This window comes from Vibrio sp. S/42/10 (assembly GCF_029890535.1).
In the GTDB taxonomy this organism is placed as follows: Bacteria; Pseudomonadota; Gammaproteobacteria; order Enterobacterales; family Vibrionaceae; genus Vibrio; species Vibrio cyclitrophicus.
Genome location: NZ_JAKMZC010000005.1, coordinates 34,028 through 52,464 on the forward strand (window position 1 = coordinate 34,028; position 18,437 = coordinate 52,464).

The following is an 18,437-nucleotide window of genomic DNA, read 5'->3' on the forward strand; positions in this document are numbered from 1 at the left end:
CGTTGTATTCATCAGATTTTAATTTAGGGCGTTTAATCGTGTTAGACCACTTCTTTTCGGTATTGTCTGGGCGAGCTTCCACTCCACTTACGAAAGGCATGTCGAAAGTTAGCGCTGTCTGAAAACCCAACGCGCTCAGATATCTCTTCAATGCTCATTTGAGTTGAAGAAAGGTAGTGTCGAGAAAGGTGAAAACGAACGTGGTCAAGTATCTTCTGGTAACTCGTATCGACGGCTTTGAGGTGTCGGCGCAGTGTTCGAGAAGACATCCCCAATTCTGATGAAATAGATTCTATCGAAGGGTAGCATCCGGGTCTCTCTAATAGCATTTGAGAGACTTTTTCTTTTAGGCTGGTGGACGCACTGACTTTTGCCAACATGTCGTCACATGATTTCAGGCACATCTGCAGCGTGATGGTATTGGCGGTAGGAAGAGGCGAGTACAAACTTGTTGCATCAAACTGCCATTCAAGGCGATCACTATTGAATTCAACGGGGCAACGGAAAATCTCTGTGTAGAGGTCGCCGTATTCTGGCTTCGGGTAAGGGAAGCGGATCACTTGGGATGGGAATGGCTGTTGCAGTACTTCTTCACACAGACTTTGAATTGCGGTGAACCAGTATTCACAGCAAAAAGGCAGCAGCGAATCTAAATCGATAAGTTGTTCTGCGCGAAAGTGCCCCACGTTGTCTTCAACAGACATGGTTTTTCTTAGTACTGGGCCTGCAAGCTGTAGGTATTTAAACCCAATCAATAACGCATCTAATAGTGTTTCACTGCTGAACACCGCATAACCCAAAACACCGAAATCACTGAAACGTGCTTGTTGGCCGACTCTGAGCCCGAGACATTCTTCGTTGGTATTTGCTAACGCATTGCTGAATACCGCCAACTTTTGCGCCAAGGTAATGTGCGTGTCTGGCGTGTTGAGTTGAAGATCATTGATGTTACTGCCTTCTAGCAGTTCTTCGATACTGAGAGCGGGCGACATGTAACGATGAAGCAATTGAAGATCAAGAATACCGAATGCTTGCATATCGGGTTCGTAGACTGCGGTGTATTCCATAAGCTGCCTCTTGTTGAATATCGTTATCTTAACCGAACTTTTTACATTTACGCCTGTTGCTTGTTCTCACTTTCCCAAGCTTGTTCAAACTTTTGGTTTATGTTTGCAAGGTTTTACAAGGCCTTATAGATACGTGTCCGAATATCACCGGTTTTTGTCTTTTTGAAACCTGTTCGAAATGTTATCGAAATGTTGTAATTTAGTGAGCTGAACATTGGATCGTCACAAACATTTTGCTCAATAACTACTCTTATCTACATGACACACCAATGTGCAGGCTCTGATAGCAATAAAGACAAAGCTTATTACAACGATTAAAACGGCTAAGGCGAATCTGACCGTTAGGTTTAGCCGAATAAGGAGATCATGGATGCACAATCTTGCTGTTAACTTGGAGCGCAGCGCTTCGCTTTTCCCAAATAAAGTCGCACTGCGAATGGGGACGGAAGAAGTCAGCTTTTCTCAGTTGGAACAACTTTCTGGAAACGTCGCCGCTAATTTAAAGAGGCTGGAGCTCAAGAAAGGCGATAAGGTCGCGTTGTCGTGTCCGAATGTCACGTATTTCCCGATTGCCTATTATGGGATTCTGAAAGCAGGCTGCGTCGTGGTGCCTTTGAACGTGTTATTTAAAGCAAGAGAGATCGCTTACCACCTTAATGACTCGGATGCGAAAGCCTATTTATGCTTTGAGGGTAGTGAAGAGCTGCCCATCGGTCGCTATGGCTTACAAGGTTTCGAACAGGCAAACCATTGTGAACACTTTGTCGAGATGCCCATCCCAACCGGCGCAGACACGACTTCAGTAAGAAACGAGCAGCATGAATCAATCGCTGACTGGTTAGAACAACCTTTGATTCCTTTTGAGTCTATGGCTTGCCATGGTGATGATACCGCTGTGATTCTTTATACGTCAGGTACGACAGGTCAGCCAAAAGGAGCAGAGCTTTCCCACACCAACATGCAAACTAATGCGATGTCGTCACAGTATCTCATGCGACTGGAGTACAGCGACACCACAATGGCCACGCTTCCTCTGTTCCATAGCTTCGGCCAGACAGTGATGATGAATGCGAGTGTGTTAACGGGGTCGACCATGGTGTTGATTCCGCGTTTCGAACCTTCACTGGTGATCGAACAGATCATTAACCATAAAGTAAGCGTATTTGCGGGTGTTCCTACTATGTATATTGCGCTTCTAAAAGCGGGAGAAAAGTCCTCTAGTAGTTTAGAAATAAGCAAACGATCTGAACAGGTTAAACATAGCTTAAGGCTTGGTGTGTCTGGTGGTGCGTCTATGCCTCTTGAGGTTATCCGACAATTTGAATCCCGATTCGAACTTCCGGTATTGGAAGGTTATGGTCTGTCTGAAACTGCGCCAGTTGCGACCTTTAACCATATTGATGGTGACCGCTTGTCTGGCAGTGTGGGTCAACCCTTGTGTGGTCACCTTATTAAGATTACAGACATCCAAGGTAACTCAGTAGCCATGGGCGAATTGGGCGAAGTCTGCATCAAGAGTCCAAGTGTTATGAAAGGCTATTATCAAAAGCCAGAAGCCACGTCAGAAGCCATCCGAGACGGTTGGTTCCTAACCGGAGATATTGGACGCAACGATGAGCACGGCAACTTGTTCATTGTCGATCGCGTTAAAGACATGATCATCCGTGGTGGTTACAACGTGTATCCGCGTGAAATCGAAGAAGTATTGATGTGTCATCCCGATGTCGAAATGGTCGCGGTGGTGGGTGAACATCATGATCGTCTAGGCGAAGAAATTCATGCCCATGTTGTGCTTCATGAACATACACAACCTGATAGCAAGGCGCTGATAGCTTGGTGTCGTGAGCAATTAGCGGATTACAAATACCCTCGTAAGGTGTTTATTCGTAAAGCGCTACCAATGACGGCGACAGGCAAGATTTTGAAGCGAGAGTTACACCCACTAGAAATAGCGGAGGCAACCAATGGATAGTTATGATTTTATTATTGTTGGCGGTGGTTCTGCGGGTTGTGTCATGGCTTCGCGGCTGTCTGAAGACCCGAATATCACGGTTTGCTTATTAGAAGCGGGTGGTAAAGACAGCAGCCCGTTCATTCATACTCCGGTTGGCGTGGTGGCAATGATGCCAACCAAACTCAACAACTGGGCCTTTGAAACCGTTGAACAACCGGGTTTGAATGGTCGTAAAGGTTACCAACCGAGAGGTAAGACACTGGGCGGTTCTAGCTCTATCAATGCCATGATGTATGCTCGTGGGCACCGTTACGACTATGACACATGGGAAAGCTTGGGTAACACTGGCTGGAATTATGAATCGTGTTTGCCTTACTTTAAGAAAGCGGAAAATAACGAAGTTCACCAAGATGAGTACCATGGCCAAGGTGGTCCTTTGAATGTGGCGAACCTTCGATCGCCAAGCCCGATGTTGGAACGTTACTTTACGGGATGTGAGTCGATAGGGGTTCCTCGTAATGAAGACATCAACGGTGCGGCTCAATTTGGTGCGATGCCGACTCAGGTGACTCAGATTAATGGCGAACGATGCAGTGCTGCCAAGGCTTATTTAACACCAAACCTTTCGAGACCAAATCTAACGGTCGTGACCAAGGCAACCACGCATAAGGTCTTGTTTGAAGGCAAGAATGCGGTCGGCGTTGAATATGGCTCTAACGGGCAGCGTTATGAGATCCAATGCAACAAAGAAGTGATTCTATCCGCTGGTGCCTTTGGTTCCCCCCAATTGCTGTTACTGTCGGGTGTTGGCGCTAAAGGTGAACTAGAGACGCATGGCATCGAACAGGTTCATGAATTGTCTGGAGTGGGTAAGAACCTTCAAGACCATATCGACTTAGTCCATTCGTACAAATGCAGTGAAAAGCGTGAAACTTTTGGTATCTCGCTGCAAATGGCCTCTGAAATGAGCAAAGCTTTACCGTTATGGCACAAAGAGCGCCGCGGTAAGATGAGCAGCAATTTTGCAGAAGGGATAGGCTTTCTTTGTTCCGAAGATCATATCGCCGTGCCAGATTTAGAGTTTGTATTTGTGGTCGCTGTGGTTGATGACCATGCCCGAAAAATACATACCAGTCATGGATTTACGTCTCATGTCACCTTGCTATGACCGAAAAGTATAGGCACGGTAACGCTCAATAGTAGTGATCCCTATGATCCGCCTAAGATCGACCCTGCATTTTTCAGTCACCCTGAAGACATGGACGTGATGATTAAAGGCTGGAAGAAGCAGTATCAAATGCTAGAGAGCTCGGCGTTCGATGATATCCGTGGCAATGCTTTTTATCCGGTCGATGCCAATGATGACAAGGCTATTGAGCAAGATATTCGAAATCGTGCGGATACTCAGTATCACCCAGTCGGAACCTGCAAAATGGGAACCGATGATGATTCTCTGGCCGTGGTAGATAACAATCTTAAAGTCTATGGATTGGATAACTTAAGAGTCATTGATGCTTCTGTGATGCCAACATTAGTGGGGGCGAATACCAATGCACCAACCGTTATGATTGCCGAAAAAATAGCAGATCAGATCAAAGAACAGTATGGGTTTAGCAAGCAACAAGACAATGAACAGGCAGAAGACGAGATGGTTGTATAATTAACAGAAACAGATATAACTGATTGTTTTACAGTAGGTTAGGGAGTCTTATTTTCGCAAGGCTCTCTGACCTATTTTTTGTGCGCTTTCTTCAAGCACAAGCTAAATTAAAAGCGATATAAATACGGGTCTATTTGGTCAGAGCTTGATTAAGCCATTGATCAAATTGGCCTTTTGGTAACGCACCGTTAATCGTATCGACACGTTTACCGTCTTTAAACACCATCACCGTGGGAATACTTCTGATTTGGTACATCGCGGCAAGTTGTTGCTGAGCTTCAGTATCAATCTTAACGAATCGAACATCTCCCGAACGTTCTTTTGCGACGTCACTGAACACTGGCGCAAAGCCCACACATGGGTTGCACCATGTCGCCCAAAAATCGACAACCACAGGCTGTGAACTGTTCAAGATAGATTGGAAATTAAGTGACGTTCCCTCGATAGGAGCACCATCGAGCAATGCTGTTTTGCATTTGCCGCAGGTTGGGCTTTCTGAAATTCTTTCTGAAGGAACTCGGTTTACGCCATTACAAGAAGGGCAACGTGTGTTGAATGTAGACATAACTTTCTCTTTTTATTGCAACTCCGTGTCTAACGCGATTTACGAATCGCGCACGGAACGCTTATACTGTTTAAAACAAGAATACGATACTTAAATAAAAACAAACAATAAACAGGTAAATGATGACAAAATTTTACGCCGAAATTACTGGCTGGGGAAAGTGTCTGCCACCAGCCGTGCTGTCCAATGATGATCTAAGCACTTTCATTGATACGTCTGACGAGTGGATTCGAACTCGAACTGGTATCGAAAACCGCCGTATCAGTCATGTAAATACCTCTGAACTTGCGACTGTTGCAGCGAAACATGCAATGGCGTGTGCTGGCCTAACCGCTGAAGATATCGATCTTGTTATCATCGCGACGTGCAGCCCAGATTCTCTTATTCCAAATACTGCGTCTAAGGTTCAACAGAACCTAGGCATTAAAAGTGCAGCGGCTTTCGACCTTAACGCAGCGTGTACTGGCTTCATTTACGGTGTTGAAACCGCGACTCGACTGATTCAAGCGGGTAACTACCGCAATGCTATCGTTGTCGGTGCTGAGCGTCTGTCATTCTTCATCGACTGGACCAAGCGTGATACTGCAGTTCTGTTCGGTGATGGCGCTGGTGCAGTGGTTCTATCTCGCACTGAAGAGCAAGTTGGCTTACAAGAAGCTCAGATCGGTTGTGATGCTGAAGGCCGTGATATTCTAGCGGTACCAAAATTCGGTACTTCTATGGACCGCTTTGCGGCTGATAACGGCTACTGGGACTTTGATTTCGTTGGTAAAGAGATCTTTAAACGTGCAGTGAAAGGCATGGGCGCAGCGGCACACACAGTATTGAGCCGCACAGGTATCTCAACCGACAACATTGACGTTGTGATTCCGCACCAAGCGAACATCCGAATCATTCAAACTCTGTGTGATATGGCGGGTATCGATCGCGAGAAAGCGTTTGTTAATATCCAAAACTACGGCAACACATCCGCAGCGACTGTGCCAATCGCATTGTGTGAATCGCTAGAACAAGGTTTCGTTAAGCCTAACGACAACATTCTTGTTGCGGCATTTGGAGCGGGTTTAACGTGGGGTGCTGGCCACATTAAATGGGGTAGCCGTGTTGAACCACTAGGTCAATCAGATGCTAAGCTTCCAGAAGCCGACAAATCTGCGTTAGAGCTTTTAGAAAGAGCCATTTTACACTGTAAAACACACCCGAATTCAGCGAGCGAATAACGCTGATGGATACAGTAACCAAAGTACGTCTTATGACTAAAGCCGACCTAGATGGGGCGGCTTTAGTCCACCAAGCAACGTTTGTTCGACAACAGAACTCAAAAGATTGGTTACAATGTAACTTAAATGCCGCGCCACGCTTTCTTAACTTTGTTGCAGAGAGTGAAGGTGAGATCGTGGGTTACATCATCTGGGTTCAGAAGAGTGGGTTTAGACCTGAAGCTGTATTAGAGTTAGAACAACTTGCGGTATTACCAAGCGCACAGGGTAAAGGATTGGGCAAAAAGCTGATTCTAGATTCCCTGCCGCAGGTAAAACAGCATTTGGCGGAGCAAGGCTCAACACTAAAGCATGTTTTAGTGACCACCAGAGCGGATAACTTTGCGCTGAAGCTGTATCAGTCGACATTGGGAGCAGAGGTCGAAACCACGATTTCAAACCTGTACTCTGCTGACGAAGTGCTTATGATAGCTCGCAATGTGGGTGAGCGGATCTGATCGCTGAGTTCTTAGAACCAATTATAATCAGCGGTACAAACCGACCGTCATCGATAAACGTTTAATTAGGGACTAATCTAGTCCCTTTTGTTATTTCTTAGGAAGTGTTTTGAAGAAAGTTTTAGCAATTGGCTACGTTTGGCCTGAACCGAATTCATCGGCGGCTGGCAGCCATATGATGTCACTTTTACGATTGTTCAAGAGACAAGGTTGGTCAGTTGAATTTGCAACGCCAGCTCAAGAAACCGAGCACATGATTGATCTCTCTGAAGAGGACATCACAAGCCAATCTATACAGTTGAATTGCGATAGCTTTGACCAGTACATCGAAGAGCTGCAACCCGATGTCGTGATGTTTGACCGTTTCATGATGGAAGAGCAGTTTGGTTGGCGCGTGGAAAAGGTATGCCCGAATGCCTTTAAGTTACTGGATACGGAAGATTTACAGTTCTTACGTAATGCTCGACACGAAGCGGTTAAGAAAGAGACTGAACTGACCAAAGCGCATTTGTACAGTGACTTAGCGAAACGTGAAATTGCTGCGATTCTGCGTTGTGATCTTTCGTTGATCATTTCTAGCTACGAGATGGAACTGCTTCAAGCTGAGTTCAATATCGATCCAAAACTGCTTCATCACTTGCCGTTCATGGTTGATCTCAACAGTCTACCTGAAAGCACGAAAAGCTTTGAAGAACGTAAGCATTTCATGACGATAGGTAACTTTAGACACGCACCGAACTGGGATGCCGTACTTCAGTTACAGAAGATTTGGCCGAAGATTCGCAAGCAGTTGCCAGACACTGAACTTCATATTTATGGATCTTACCCGCCACCGAAAGCGACGGCTTTGCATAACCCTAAAACTGGCTTCCATATCAAAGGTTGGGCGAAAGACGCTCAAGAAGTGATGGAGCAGGCTCGTGTGTGTGTTGCACCTTTACGATTTGGCGCAGGCATTAAAGGCAAGTTACTTGATGCGATGAAGCTACAGACTCCGAACGTGACCAGTGAAATCGGCAGCGAAGGCATGTTGCCACAAGGAGAACTGCAATGGCCAGGTGCGGTTGCTGATGATGTCGACGAATTTGTTGAAGCTGCAGTTGCCCTTTATAAAGATGAAGAGAAGTGGCTTAAGGCACAAAGCCGATGTCATTCAATCCTTGAAGCGCACTACGAGCAGAATAAACTGGGCGACACATTGATTGAGCGATTGATTGCGTTAGAGTCGGATCTTGAATCTCATCGACTGGATAACTTCTTTGGTTCGATGCTCAAACACCACAGCATGGCGAGCACGAAGTATATGTCCCAGTGGATAGCTGAAAAGAACAAGACTAAGTAGCTTACATAGTACAACCAATACAACCGAATTAAATCATAAGCCCTTAGGTTAACGCCTAGGGGCTTTTTTCATGCAGGGCGCTTGTTAATTCCAGACTTACAAAACGACACATACTCGCAGTACATTAGCATTGACTAATTTATATTTATTAGTAAACTCTAATTTATAGGTTGTTATGAGTTTATGATGTTTGTGGATAGGAGAGGTTTGTGCTTAGTTTGATTCCTTGGGATGCTTTTTTCGGTGGCATGTTGTTAGGCGTGTCGGCCATTGTTTTAATGTTGGGGATTGGTCGAGTTGCTGGCATTAGTGGCATTGTCAGCCGATTATTGCCAACTGGCACCAGCAACAAAGAACGTAAAGATACGGATACAGCAAACACCGAAAAACACTGGCGTATCGCCTTTGTTGTGGGAATGGTCGCAAGTGGTTGGCTATTAATTCCGACGGGCTACCAACTTCCGCAGTTAGAAGAGATGAATCTCGCTTTAGTGATTATTGCTGGCCTTCTGGTGGGCTTTGGTACTAAAACAGCGAACGGTTGTACTAGCGGGCATGGCATTGTCGGAATGGCTCGTTTATCTAAACGTTCTATTGTTGCGACCTGTGTATTTATGGGTGTGGCAATCGTAACCGTGTTTATCAAGAATCTGACTGGCTTGGGGGCATAATGAAAAACGCTTCATTTACTATCGTTATCGGTTTGGTCGCAGGTATTCTTTTTGGCTCTGGCATGATCATCTCAGGGATGGTTGATCCTGAGAAGGTACTCGGCTTCTTAAACATTACCGGTAACTGGGACATTAGTTTGGCATTCGTCATGGGTGGCGCGCTATTGGTCTTTGCACCGTTTTATCATCTGGTCATTAAAAAGCGCGCTAAAGCCATCAATGGCGAGCCGTTAGATAGCCGTAACAATCCGTTGATAGACAGAAAGCTGATTCTTGGATCTACAGCGTTTGGCTTAGGCTGGGGGATTGCAGGCTTTTGCCCAGGCCCTGCGGTAACCAGCCTAAGTGGCGGCAACCCGACGGTGTGGGTTTTTATGATAAGCATGCTGGTGGGAATGTGGCTGGCGGATCGTATGAACAAAACGTGTTAGTAGCAAGCTTATCGCTGATTACATTGGCTTTGAAGTTATTCGTTCTGAGCTGATCAAGCATAGAGGCTGACTGGCTTTCTTGCTGAAAGCGAGTCAGCCTCTTTCTATATTTACTGTTTCTATTATTTTCAGTTATCTACAATCTGCTGTTATCTAAAATCTACTATTTAATCGTCGTTGAAACTGGGCAGTGGTCACTGAGTTTCTAGTCCAGCACATCTTGCGTTTCAAATACCTTTTGTTTCGCAGGAGAAGCATTCAAGGACTTGCTCACCACAATATGATCAATCACTGAACGAAACTGATGTGTACGGTGATTATTGCGGTTTGAGCGTACCTTACAATCTGCTCGAGTTTTTCGTGTTGCCAACTGAGCATCGGTATTTTGCGTCATATCTTTCCACATCCAATCTCTTGAATAGGAGAGGTTATGGTTAAAGTCGCCCAGAATCGCGTAGTCTTCGCCTTTACGTTCTCTTTGCTGTATCCACTTATTCAGTTGTTGAGCTTGGTCTTTGAGCCTTGAACAGTCGCGGTTAGACTTATACGCGCCGCTGCAACCCGCCTTTAAATGCACTGACAACATATGAATTGGTTTTGAATCCGTTTCCACAACCATATAACTGGCAAACCTAAGCTTGCTGTTAGCACTCGTTTCCAGAGGAAAGTCAGCGTAGTCAGTGAGAGCGATTTCTTTACGAACCGCGAAGCCCGTATATTGGTTCACTTCTTTGAATTGTCGGTTACTGTTTTTGGGCAATGAACGATCAGACATCAAGATTTTGTATTGATCGCCAGCGATGCGTTGAATGGCATTGATGTCATCGACTTCCTGAAAGGCGACTACATCCGCATCTAAGGATTGAAAGTATTCTTCAAGTTTGTCGAAATCAGATTGATCGCGTTGGGCAGAAAACTTATTCACAGCCTCGTTGGTTGATAACCATTCGATATTCCAACTGGATATGGTCAAAGGTTCAGCAAATGTCTGGCTACTGAGTAAGCAAGCTAACATTATCCACTTTTGAAGTCGTTTCATCCCAAATATCCCTAATTTTGGTGTCCAATATAGTTGAGCCGTTATCCTACAACACTTACCAAAAATTCAACTCTTTTTAGCAGTTTTTTTATTGTTACATTGTTTCTTTTCGACTTGAGAACTCACGTAATAATATTGGATTTATCTTGTTCAGCGTGCGCGTTTTATTGATCCAAATCAATACTCAAAGTTGGTGGTTCTCGTTAAATACGCCACAATATCTAGTGTTAGTTAAACGATAAATCGCTCTATATAGTGTATTTGTGGATAAGTCTGTGAATACCTCAAGAGTAAGGAGAAGTGGTGAAATCAATCGTAATCAAGCGTGATGGCTCAAGAGCTCCATTCAGTAGAGATCGTATCCAAGCTGCAGTGGAAGCAGCATCAGACAAAGCCGATAAGGAAATTGCTATTTATGCTCTGAATGTGGCATTAGCAGTTGAGTTGAAGCTCGAAGACTACGATGAAGTTCATATTTCTGAAATTCAGACTTTGGTCGAGAATGAGCTAATGCAGGGACCGTATAAGTCTCTGGCTCGTGCCTACATTGAATATCGTCATGACCGTGACATCGCACGTGAAAAGCAAAGCGCTTTAACGCGTGAGATCGAAGGCTTGATCGAAGAAAGCAATGTTGATCTGATCAATGAGAATGCCAACAAAGACGGTAAAGTAATCCCTACTCAGCGAGATTTGCTGGCGGGTATCGTGGCTAAACACTATGCAAAAACTCACATTTTGCCGCGTGACATCGTACAAGCTCACGAGTGTGGTGACATTCATTACCACGATCTAGACTACGCACCGTTCTTCCCAATGTTTAACTGTATGCTTATCGATCTGAAAGGCATGTTAACGCATGGCTTCAAGATGGGTAACGCGGAAATCGACACGCCTAAGTCTATTTCTACGGCAACAGCGGTAACAGCGCAGATCATCGCGCAAGTGGCGAGCCACATCTACGGCGGTACTACGATTAACCGTATCGATGAGGTTTTAGAGCCTTACGTAATGGCGAGCTACGAGAAGCATTTATCTCTAGCGAAAGAGTGGGACATTCATAGCCCAGAAGCTTTTGCTATCTCTCGTACAGAGAAAGAGTGTTACGACGCGTTCCAATCTCTGGAGTACGAAGTAAACACGCTGCACACAGCTAACGGTCAAACACCATTCGTAACATTTGGTTTTGGTCTAGGCGAAAGCTGGGGTTCAAAACTTATCCAGCAATCTATCTTGAAAAACCGCATTGCAGGTTTGGGTAAGAACCGCAAAACAGCCGTGTTCCCTAAACTGGTGTTTGCGATTAAAGATGGTTTGAATCACCAGAAGCAAGATCCAAACTACGACATCAAGCAATTAGCGCTTGAGTGTGCGTCTAAGCGTATGTATCCAGACATTCTTAACTACGACAAAGTAGTAGAAGTGACAGGGTCATTTAAAACGCCTATGGGTTGCCGTAGCTTCTTGAATACTTACGAAGAAAACGGTGAGTTGATTCATGAAGGACGTAACAACTTAGGTGTAGTTAGCTTGAACTTGCCACGTATCGCGATTAACGCGAAGCAAGATATGGCTAAGTTCTATGAGCTGCTTGATGAAAAACTGAAGCTGGCTCGTCGTGCTCTAGAAACTCGTATTTCTCGTCTAGAAAACGTGAAAGCGCGTGTTGCCCCAATCCTATATATGGAAGGTGCATGTGGCGTTCGTTTGAAAGCAGACGACTCAATCGCTGATATCTTCAAGAACGGCCGTGCTTCTGTTTCTCTTGGTTACATTGGTATCCACGAAGCGATGACCGCACTTTACGGCACTGACGTTCACCTGTACGACGATGGCGAAATGCGCACTAAAGCGCTTGAGCTGGTGGAGTACATGAAGCGTGAAGTGGAATCTTGGACGAAAGAAACAGGTTACGCGTTCAGCTTATACGGAACACCAAGTGAAAACCTATGCAGCCGTTTCTGCAGCATCGATACCAAAGAGTTTGGTGTGATTGATGGCGTAACAGACCGTGGTTACTACACAAACAGCTTCCACTTAGACGTACAGAAGAAAGTGAACCCATACGACAAGATCGATTTCGAGATGCCTTATCCTGAAATCTCTAGTGGTGGTTTTATCTGTTACGGCGAATTCCCGAACATGCAGAAGAACATCGAAGCGCTAGAAAACGTATGGGATTACAGCTACACACGTGTTCCTTACTACGGCACCAACACGCCGATTGATGAATGTTACGAGTGTGGATATAACGGAGAGTTTGACTGTACAAGTAAAGGCTTTACGTGTCCTAAGTGTGGCAACCATGACTCAACCAAAGTATCCGTAACACGCCGTGTATGTGGTTACCTTGGTAGCCCAGATGCACGACCGTTTAACTTCGGTAAGCAAGAAGAAGTTAAACGCCGCGTGAAGCACCTTTGATCTAACAAAGGATCCTAGTTAAGGTCTGCGATCTTTAGCTCGCTCACTTAGAAGAGCTACGGTTCAAGAAATAAGATTGGTATCGGCTTCATGTCGGTACCAGTTCTTTCGTTTCAGTTCTTACAGCACTGCACTTTAACCTATTAAGTAATAACGAGTTTTCAATACTGTCTTATGAATTATCATCAATATCATCCAATCGACGTTGTAAATGGTCCAGGAACACGCTGCACGTTGTTTGTGTCGGGTTGTGTGCACCAGTGTCGCGGGTGTTATAACCAGTCGACGCAACGATTAGACTCTGGGCATTTGTTTACTCAAGAGCTACAAGACCAAATTATTTCTGACCTCAATGATCCGAGAATTAAGCGTCGTGGTTTATCGCTTTCTGGTGGCGATCCTCTGCATCCGGCAAACGTGTCTGAAGTGCTGAGGCTTGTTCAGCGTGTAAAAGCGGAATGTGAAGGTAAAGATATTTGGATGTGGACGGGTTATGAGTTAGATGAGCTGGATGACAAACAGAAGCAAGTGCTTGAATACGTTGATACCTTGATTGACGGCCGCTTCGAGCAAGACAAAGCGGACCCAATGTTAGATTGGCGTGGTAGTTCAAACCAAATTATTCATCGGTTCCGACTCTAGTAGACTTTCGTTAGTTAACGTCAACCTACATTGGTGCAAATTAGTAGCCTCAGCTTCTCTGTTGAGGCTTTTTTATTTTATGACGTTCTAAATTTGTAAATTGATTGAATATTGAACTATATGGAATAGGGAATATTAGATTGCACCAGTATCAACTAGAGTTATCTCCTAAAAATCAAAACTTTGATGAATTTCTGTTTCTTAAATTGTAAATAAAATGATAACTTGGAGGCCATTACTTGAATTTCAAAGGGTTGTGACTTTCATGTTTTCACATCTACCAAAACCAACTTTAGATCCAATTTTATCTCTTTCTGTCGCTTACCGTGGCGACCCTCGTACTGACAAAGTCGATTTAGGTATTGGCGTTTACAAAAACGACCAAGGCGAAACACCTATCATGAAAGCCGTTTCTATGGCTCAAGATATTGTTGTCGAGACTCAGAAAACCAAAGCTTACGTTGGCCTAGCAGGCTGTGAAGAGTTCAACCAGAGCATGGTTGATCTTTTGCTTAAAGGGACTTCTGCAATGGGTCGTGTTGCTGCGATTCAAACACCAGGTGCAAGTGGTGCACTTCGTATGTTGGGAGACTTAATGAAAGTTTCTCAACCTGACACGACAGTTTGGATTTCAAACCCAAGCTACGTTAACCACAAACCGGTCATGGAAGCGGCTGGCTTGAAAGTTCGCTACTACAATTACTTCAGTCCTCAAACCAAGCAAGTTGATACTGCAAAAATGCTAGAAGACCTATCGAAAGCGGGCCCTTCAGACGTAGTATTGCTGCACGGTTGCTGCCATAACCCAACGGGTGCTGACATCGATTTTGAAGCGTGGCAGGAAATTACTAAGTTATCGCAGAAAAATGGTTTCTTACCGTTTGTTGATATCGCTTACCAGGGATTCGGTGATGGCCTAGAAGAAGATGCAAAAGGTCTTCAGCATATGGCTAACAATGTTGAAGAAATGCTTATCACGACATCTTGCTCGAAAAACTTCGGTTTGTACCGTGAAAGAACAGGTGCTGCGATCGTTATTGGTAAGAACAGCGAACACGTTGGTAACGCAAAAGGTAAACTTCTAACTCTGGCCCGTTCAACTTACACTATGCCGCCAGATCATGGTGCGGCTCTAGTGAAAACAATTCTTCAGAATCAAGAGCTAACAACGATTTGGAAGCAAGAGTTAAGTGAAATGCAACAGCGTTTGTTAAATCTGCGCCAAAGTTTATGCGATGAATTGCGAAATACTTATAACACGTCACAATTTGATTTCATTGAAAGCCATAAAGGTATGTTTACTGTACTAGGCTTTAAAGAAACTCAAATGAATCAATTACGTGAAGAATATGGAATCTACGGTGTTGGTGATGGACGCATCAATATTGCAGGTCTTTCTGAATCTCATATTCCTTATGTAGCGAAAGCGATAGCCAACGTTTCAAAATAGAAGGTGACTGAATGTATAATTGGAAAGCGATTGTAACTCTAATGCTAAGTGGTGGCCTTTTTGCTTGCTCCACGACGACTCAAGTTCCTGTCGAACCAGAGCAAAAGCCTCAAATAGAACAACCTGTTGTGGATGACTCTTCAAAGACTGACGCAACTGAAGGTGAGAAGGTCACGGAACCTACAGAGAAGCCTGAAGAAGTAAAACCAACCGAACCAGAGAAAAAGCCAGTACCGGTTGAGAAACCAGTAGAAAAAGCAACGAAGACAAGCGATGGCAAACTGATTCTTGGAGAAGAAGAATGGGTGTTTGTTCCGGGCTTGAAAGAAGCGTTTAAAGCACGTGTAGATACGGGTGCAACAACATCATCAATCAGTGCGGTTGATATTGTTGATTTTGAACGTGACGGAAAAGATTGGGTTAAGTTCAAGATTGAACATGACGGCATCACAACCGAAGAGATCAGTTTACCAGTAGAACGCTGGGTTAAGATCAAGCAATCAAGCGCTGAAGGTACACAACGACGTGCCGTTGTTGTGGCTGCGATTCAAATCGGTGATCTAAAAGACAAAACCGAGTTTACATTAGCAGACCGAACGCATCTTGCTTTCCCACTTCTGTTGGGTAGAAGCTTCTTTAGAGACGTTGCGGTTGTCGATGTAGGACAAAAATACGTTCAGAAAAAAATAACTAAATAGCGTTAAGCGGTTTTAGTTAAAACGAGATCTGACACTTTTACTTTTGATAAATCGAATCCCTGCTAATGGAATTAGTGGGGATTTTTTCTTTTTATGGCCGAATAACCGACGAAATGCATTTAATTGTGCATTGTTCGCTATCCGTTCACTGTTTAACCTCGACAATGTGATCCTGATCTCTATATAATCCGCGCTTCGTTTTATGTTTAATCCATACTTTCGTACTTCTTATTTAGGCGCGTTAGTCCGTCTAATAATTATCTGTCAGTACACGCTTAGGAATTAGTTCTTTGATATCTACCGCGAACATCACAATGCAATTTGGCGCAGAGCCGCTGTTTGAAAACATCTCTGCTAAATTTGGTAACGGCAACCGCTATGGTTTGATCGGCGCTAATGGTTGCGGCAAATCAACGTTCATGAAAATCCTAAGTGGTGCGTTAACGCCAAGCTCGGGCAATGTTTCTATCACTCCAGGGGAAAAACTGGGTGTTCTAAGCCAAGATCAGTTCGCATTCGAACAATACAGCGTTATCGACGTTGTGATCATGGGTGACAGAAAACTGTGGGAAGTAAAACAAGAACGTGATCGCATTTACTCTTTGCCTGAAATGAGCGAAGACGATGGTATGAAAGTCGCGGAACTTGAAAGTGAGTTCGCGGAAATGGATGGCTACACAGCCGAAAGCCGTGCCGGTGACATTCTAATCCAAGCGGGTATCGAAGAAGAGTTCCATTTCGGCTTAATGCAGCAAGTTGCACCGGGTTGGAAACTACGTGTTCTATTAGCACAAGCATTGTTTGCAAACCCAGACATCCTGCTTCTTGATGAACCAACCAATAACTTGGACATCCACACGATCAACTGGCTTGCTGAAGAGCTAAATCAGCGTAAGTGTACAATGATCATCATTTCGCACGATAGACACTTTCTGAACTCTGTTTGTACGCATATGGCGGATATCGATTACGGTGAGCTACGTGTTTATCCTGGTAATTACGAGTACTTCCTAGAGGCGTCGGGTTTGATTCGTGACCAACTTCTAGCAAGTAACGCGAAGAAAGCTGCTGAGATTAGCGAACTTCAAGATTTCGTTAACCGTTTTGGCGCGAACGCATCTAAAGCGAAACAAGCCAGTTCTCGTGCTAAGAAAATGGACAAAATCACGCTTGATGAAGTGAAATCGTCAAGTCGTATGAGCCCATCAATTGATTTTGGTGAAGGTAAGAAGTTACACCGTCAAGCGCTTGAGATTCAAGACCTTGGCCATGGTTTCGATGGTGAAACTCTGTTTACTGGTGGTAACTTATTACTTGAAGCGGGTACTCGTCTTGCGGTTATCGGTGAGAATGGCGTTGGTAAAACCACATTGCTGAAATGTTTAGTTCAAGAGCTTGAGCAAAACCAAGGTATCGTTAAATGGTCTGAAAATGCGTCTGTAGGTTATTGCCCACAAGACAGTACAGCTGACTTTGATAACGATTTGAGCATTTTCGATTGGATCTCACAGTGGCGTACTGTGAAACATGATGACCTAATGGTACGTGGTATTCTTGGTCGCTTGCTGTTTACCGCTGATGATGCGAACAAAAAGGCTCGTAACTGTTCCGGTGGTGAGAAGAACCGTTTGTTATTCGGCAAGCTAATGATGCAAGACATTAACGTACTTGTGATGGACGAACCAACCAACCACATGGACATGGAAGCGATCCAAGCGCTGAACGATGCACTAAAGGTTTACACTGGCACGCTGATTTTCGTCAGTCATGACCGTGAGTTTGTTTCGTCGTTGGCGACACACATTATTGACGTGAAAGACCAGCAACTGATTAGCTTCCAAGGTACTTACGAAGAGTACTTAGATCATCAGAAAAAGATGCTGATGGTTGCTCTGTAGAAGCAAATTGCTCGCTAAGTGTTAACACAGCTAATAGCGAGCGATAATTGAAAGTAATAAAAAGCCCCGAGCATGATTATGCTCGGGGCTTTTTTAATTCGAGTTGTTACGTATTACTTCTCAAAGTACCAAATTGCTTATCAACGACAGCTACTTATCAACGAGACCTACTTATGGATGGATTATCTCTGAGGTGTAGATTTAAGTAAATGAAGCGAGACCAGATCAGTTAACTCGATAAAGTGATTCAACTGGATAAGGATAATCAACTAGATCAAGGTAACAAATCGAATCTAGCCTAGAAACCGAATCGAGCTGACATCAAAATTTGGTGTCCGTAAGTACCGTTATTACGCATATCTAGACCTACAGAAAGCTGATCTGTTGAGTGAAAACGCGCGCCAACACCAACAATCGAACGTGTGTCATCGTTATCGATCAACTGACCAAGGCGTGCATTGACTTCAACATTCGCCAAAATCCATGCTCTTAAACCGATGTTTACTTCAGTTTTGATGTGGTTGTCGTCATTACGTTCGATGTTATGCAGTAACATTTGACCTGTAACGTCAGCAAATTGACTTATTGGGCCGTGGAATCCCATACCTACCGCTGCGTCCCAATCACTTTCAAATTCTGAATCGATACGAGCAACAAAATGAGAGTTCTGGGTAAACATTGTTGTGACTTCACCACCAAACGTACTCGGGCTCGTACCCATGCGTAGCTCGAATGTGTTGTAGTTAAAGTTGTTTGCAGACGCAGAGAATGAACACAGTGCAGCTAGCCCTAGAAGGACAGTCTTGTTTGCGCGACCTAGCATGGTGACTCCATATAAATTGTATTTTCGGCATTATATACAAAAAAGCCTGCAATATG

15 protein-coding genes and 1 pseudogene are annotated in these 18,437 nt (G+C 44.3%); 12 read left to right on the plus strand and 4 right to left on the minus strand.

Going from position 1 to position 18,437, the window contains the following annotated elements:
* Positions 1-41 precede the first annotated feature (41 nt).
* Positions 42-1,067, minus strand: a complete 1,026-nt coding sequence (locus L8S15_RS07510) for an AraC family transcriptional regulator (protein ID WP_102392811.1) — start codon at positions 1,065-1,067, stop codon at positions 42-44.
* Positions 1,068-1,437: 370 nt separating this feature from the next.
* Between L8S15_RS07510 and L8S15_RS07515 the strand changes: the two genes are divergently transcribed.
* Positions 1,438-3,039 carry a long-chain fatty acid--CoA ligase gene (locus L8S15_RS07515; protein WP_261896438.1) on the plus strand — a complete coding sequence of 534 codons (1,602 nt, stop codon included), beginning with the start codon at positions 1,438-1,440 and terminating at the stop codon, positions 3,037-3,039.
* A pseudogene (locus L8S15_RS07520) lies at positions 3,032-4,681 on the plus strand (GMC family oxidoreductase N-terminal domain-containing protein). Before L8S15_RS07515 ends, L8S15_RS07520 begins: the two are co-directional and overlap by 8 nt.
* Before the next feature lie 130 nt (positions 4,682-4,811).
* Here the strand turns inward: L8S15_RS07520 and trxC are convergent.
* Positions 4,812-5,246, minus strand: coding sequence for a thioredoxin TrxC (trxC, locus tag L8S15_RS07525; RefSeq protein ID WP_004731082.1), 435 nt, complete (start codon positions 5,244-5,246; stop codon positions 4,812-4,814).
* Between the two features lie 122 nt (positions 5,247-5,368).
* Here trxC and L8S15_RS07530 point away from each other — a divergent pair, with 122 nt between their 5' ends.
* The 5 genes from L8S15_RS07530 to L8S15_RS07550 all read left to right on the plus strand — a co-directional run bounded on the left by L8S15_RS07530 (position 5,369) and on the right by L8S15_RS07550 (position 9,407).
* Positions 5,369-6,466 carry a ketoacyl-ACP synthase III gene (locus L8S15_RS07530; RefSeq protein ID WP_016785269.1) on the plus strand — a complete coding sequence of 366 codons (1,098 nt, stop codon included), beginning with the start codon at positions 5,369-5,371 and terminating at the stop codon, positions 6,464-6,466.
* 32 nt (positions 6,467-6,498) lie between these two features.
* Positions 6,499-6,963, plus strand: a complete 465-nt coding sequence (locus L8S15_RS07535) for a GNAT family N-acetyltransferase (RefSeq protein ID WP_016785268.1) — start codon at positions 6,499-6,501, stop codon at positions 6,961-6,963.
* Between the two features lie 109 nt (positions 6,964-7,072).
* The gene (locus L8S15_RS07540; RefSeq protein ID WP_016789145.1) at positions 7,073-8,305 is read left to right on the plus strand and encodes a glycosyltransferase; all 1,233 of its coding nucleotides are present in this window, start codon (positions 7,073-7,075) and stop codon (positions 8,303-8,305) included.
* Between the two features lie 209 nt (positions 8,306-8,514).
* Positions 8,515-8,976 (plus strand): YeeE/YedE family protein, encoded by a 462-nt coding sequence (locus L8S15_RS07545; protein ID WP_280572359.1) that lies wholly within the window; start codon positions 8,515-8,517, stop codon positions 8,974-8,976.
* Positions 8,976-9,407 carry a YeeE/YedE family protein gene (locus tag L8S15_RS07550; RefSeq protein WP_016798419.1) on the plus strand — a complete coding sequence of 144 codons (432 nt, stop codon included), beginning with the start codon at positions 8,976-8,978 and terminating at the stop codon, positions 9,405-9,407. Before L8S15_RS07545 ends, L8S15_RS07550 begins: the two co-directional genes overlap by 1 nt.
* Positions 9,408-9,612: 205 nt before the next feature.
* Here the strand turns inward: L8S15_RS07550 and L8S15_RS07555 are convergent, their stop codons facing one another.
* A complete protein-coding gene (locus L8S15_RS07555; RefSeq protein ID WP_280572364.1) occupies positions 9,613-10,446 on the minus strand; it encodes an endonuclease/exonuclease/phosphatase family protein in 834 nt (277 codons plus the stop codon).
* 303 nt (positions 10,447-10,749) lie between these two features.
* On the opposite strand from L8S15_RS07555, the gene nrdD reads away from it, so the two are divergent.
* From nrdD to L8S15_RS07580, 5 genes are all read left to right on the plus strand, one after another.
* The gene (nrdD, locus tag L8S15_RS07560; RefSeq protein WP_016767188.1) at positions 10,750-12,870 is read left to right on the plus strand and encodes an anaerobic ribonucleoside-triphosphate reductase; all 2,121 of its coding nucleotides are present in this window, start codon (positions 10,750-10,752) and stop codon (positions 12,868-12,870) included.
* A 174-nt stretch (positions 12,871-13,044) separates the two neighbouring features.
* Positions 13,045-13,512, plus strand: coding sequence for an anaerobic ribonucleoside-triphosphate reductase-activating protein (gene nrdG, locus L8S15_RS07565; RefSeq protein WP_016785262.1), 468 nt, complete (start codon positions 13,045-13,047; stop codon positions 13,510-13,512).
* A gap of 265 nt (positions 13,513-13,777) precedes the next feature.
* The gene (locus L8S15_RS07570; protein WP_010429732.1) at positions 13,778-14,962 is read left to right on the plus strand and encodes an amino acid aminotransferase; all 1,185 of its coding nucleotides are present in this window, start codon (positions 13,778-13,780) and stop codon (positions 14,960-14,962) included.
* Positions 14,963-14,973: 11 nt separating this feature from the next.
* Positions 14,974-15,660, plus strand: coding sequence for a RimK/LysX family protein (locus tag L8S15_RS07575; RefSeq protein WP_010429729.1), 687 nt, complete (start codon positions 14,974-14,976; stop codon positions 15,658-15,660).
* 290 nt (positions 15,661-15,950) lie between these two features.
* On the plus strand, positions 15,951-17,558 hold the full coding sequence (locus L8S15_RS07580) for an ABC-F family ATPase (protein WP_010429727.1): 1,608 nt from the start codon (positions 15,951-15,953) through the stop codon (positions 17,556-17,558).
* Between the two features lie 298 nt (positions 17,559-17,856).
* On the opposite strand, the gene L8S15_RS07585 is transcribed toward L8S15_RS07580, so the two are convergent.
* Positions 17,857-18,381, minus strand: a complete 525-nt coding sequence (locus L8S15_RS07585) for a hypothetical protein (RefSeq protein WP_010429725.1) — start codon at positions 18,379-18,381, stop codon at positions 17,857-17,859.
* Between the last annotated feature and the right edge of the window lie 56 nt (positions 18,382-18,437).

Bases quoted from the DNA above. Each gene is read 5' to 3' on its own strand.
- L8S15_RS07555 (WP_280572364.1), bottom strand. From the start codon at position 10,446: ATGAAACGACTTCAAAAGTGGATAATGTTAGCTTGCTTACTCAGTAGC.
- nrdG (WP_016785262.1), top strand. From the start codon at position 13,045: ATGAATTATCATCAATATCATCCAATCGACGTTGTAAATGGTCCAGGA.
- L8S15_RS07575 (WP_010429729.1), top strand. From the start codon at position 14,974: ATGTATAATTGGAAAGCGATTGTAACTCTAATGCTAAGTGGTGGCCTT.
- L8S15_RS07550 (WP_016798419.1), top strand. From the start codon at position 8,976: ATGAAAAACGCTTCATTTACTATCGTTATCGGTTTGGTCGCAGGTATT.
- trxC (WP_004731082.1), bottom strand. From the start codon at position 5,246: ATGTCTACATTCAACACACGTTGCCCTTCTTGTAATGGCGTAAACCGA.
- L8S15_RS07535 (WP_016785268.1), top strand. From the start codon at position 6,499: ATGACTAAAGCCGACCTAGATGGGGCGGCTTTAGTCCACCAAGCAACG.
- L8S15_RS07510 (WP_102392811.1), bottom strand. From the start codon at position 1,067: ATGGAATACACCGCAGTCTACGAACCCGATATGCAAGCATTCGGTATT.
- L8S15_RS07570 (WP_010429732.1), top strand. From the start codon at position 13,778: ATGTTTTCACATCTACCAAAACCAACTTTAGATCCAATTTTATCTCTT.
- L8S15_RS07515 (WP_261896438.1), top strand. From the start codon at position 1,438: ATGCACAATCTTGCTGTTAACTTGGAGCGCAGCGCTTCGCTTTTCCCA.
- L8S15_RS07585 (WP_010429725.1), bottom strand. From the start codon at position 18,381: ATGCTAGGTCGCGCAAACAAGACTGTCCTTCTAGGGCTAGCTGCACTG.
- L8S15_RS07530 (WP_016785269.1), top strand. From the start codon at position 5,369: ATGACAAAATTTTACGCCGAAATTACTGGCTGGGGAAAGTGTCTGCCA.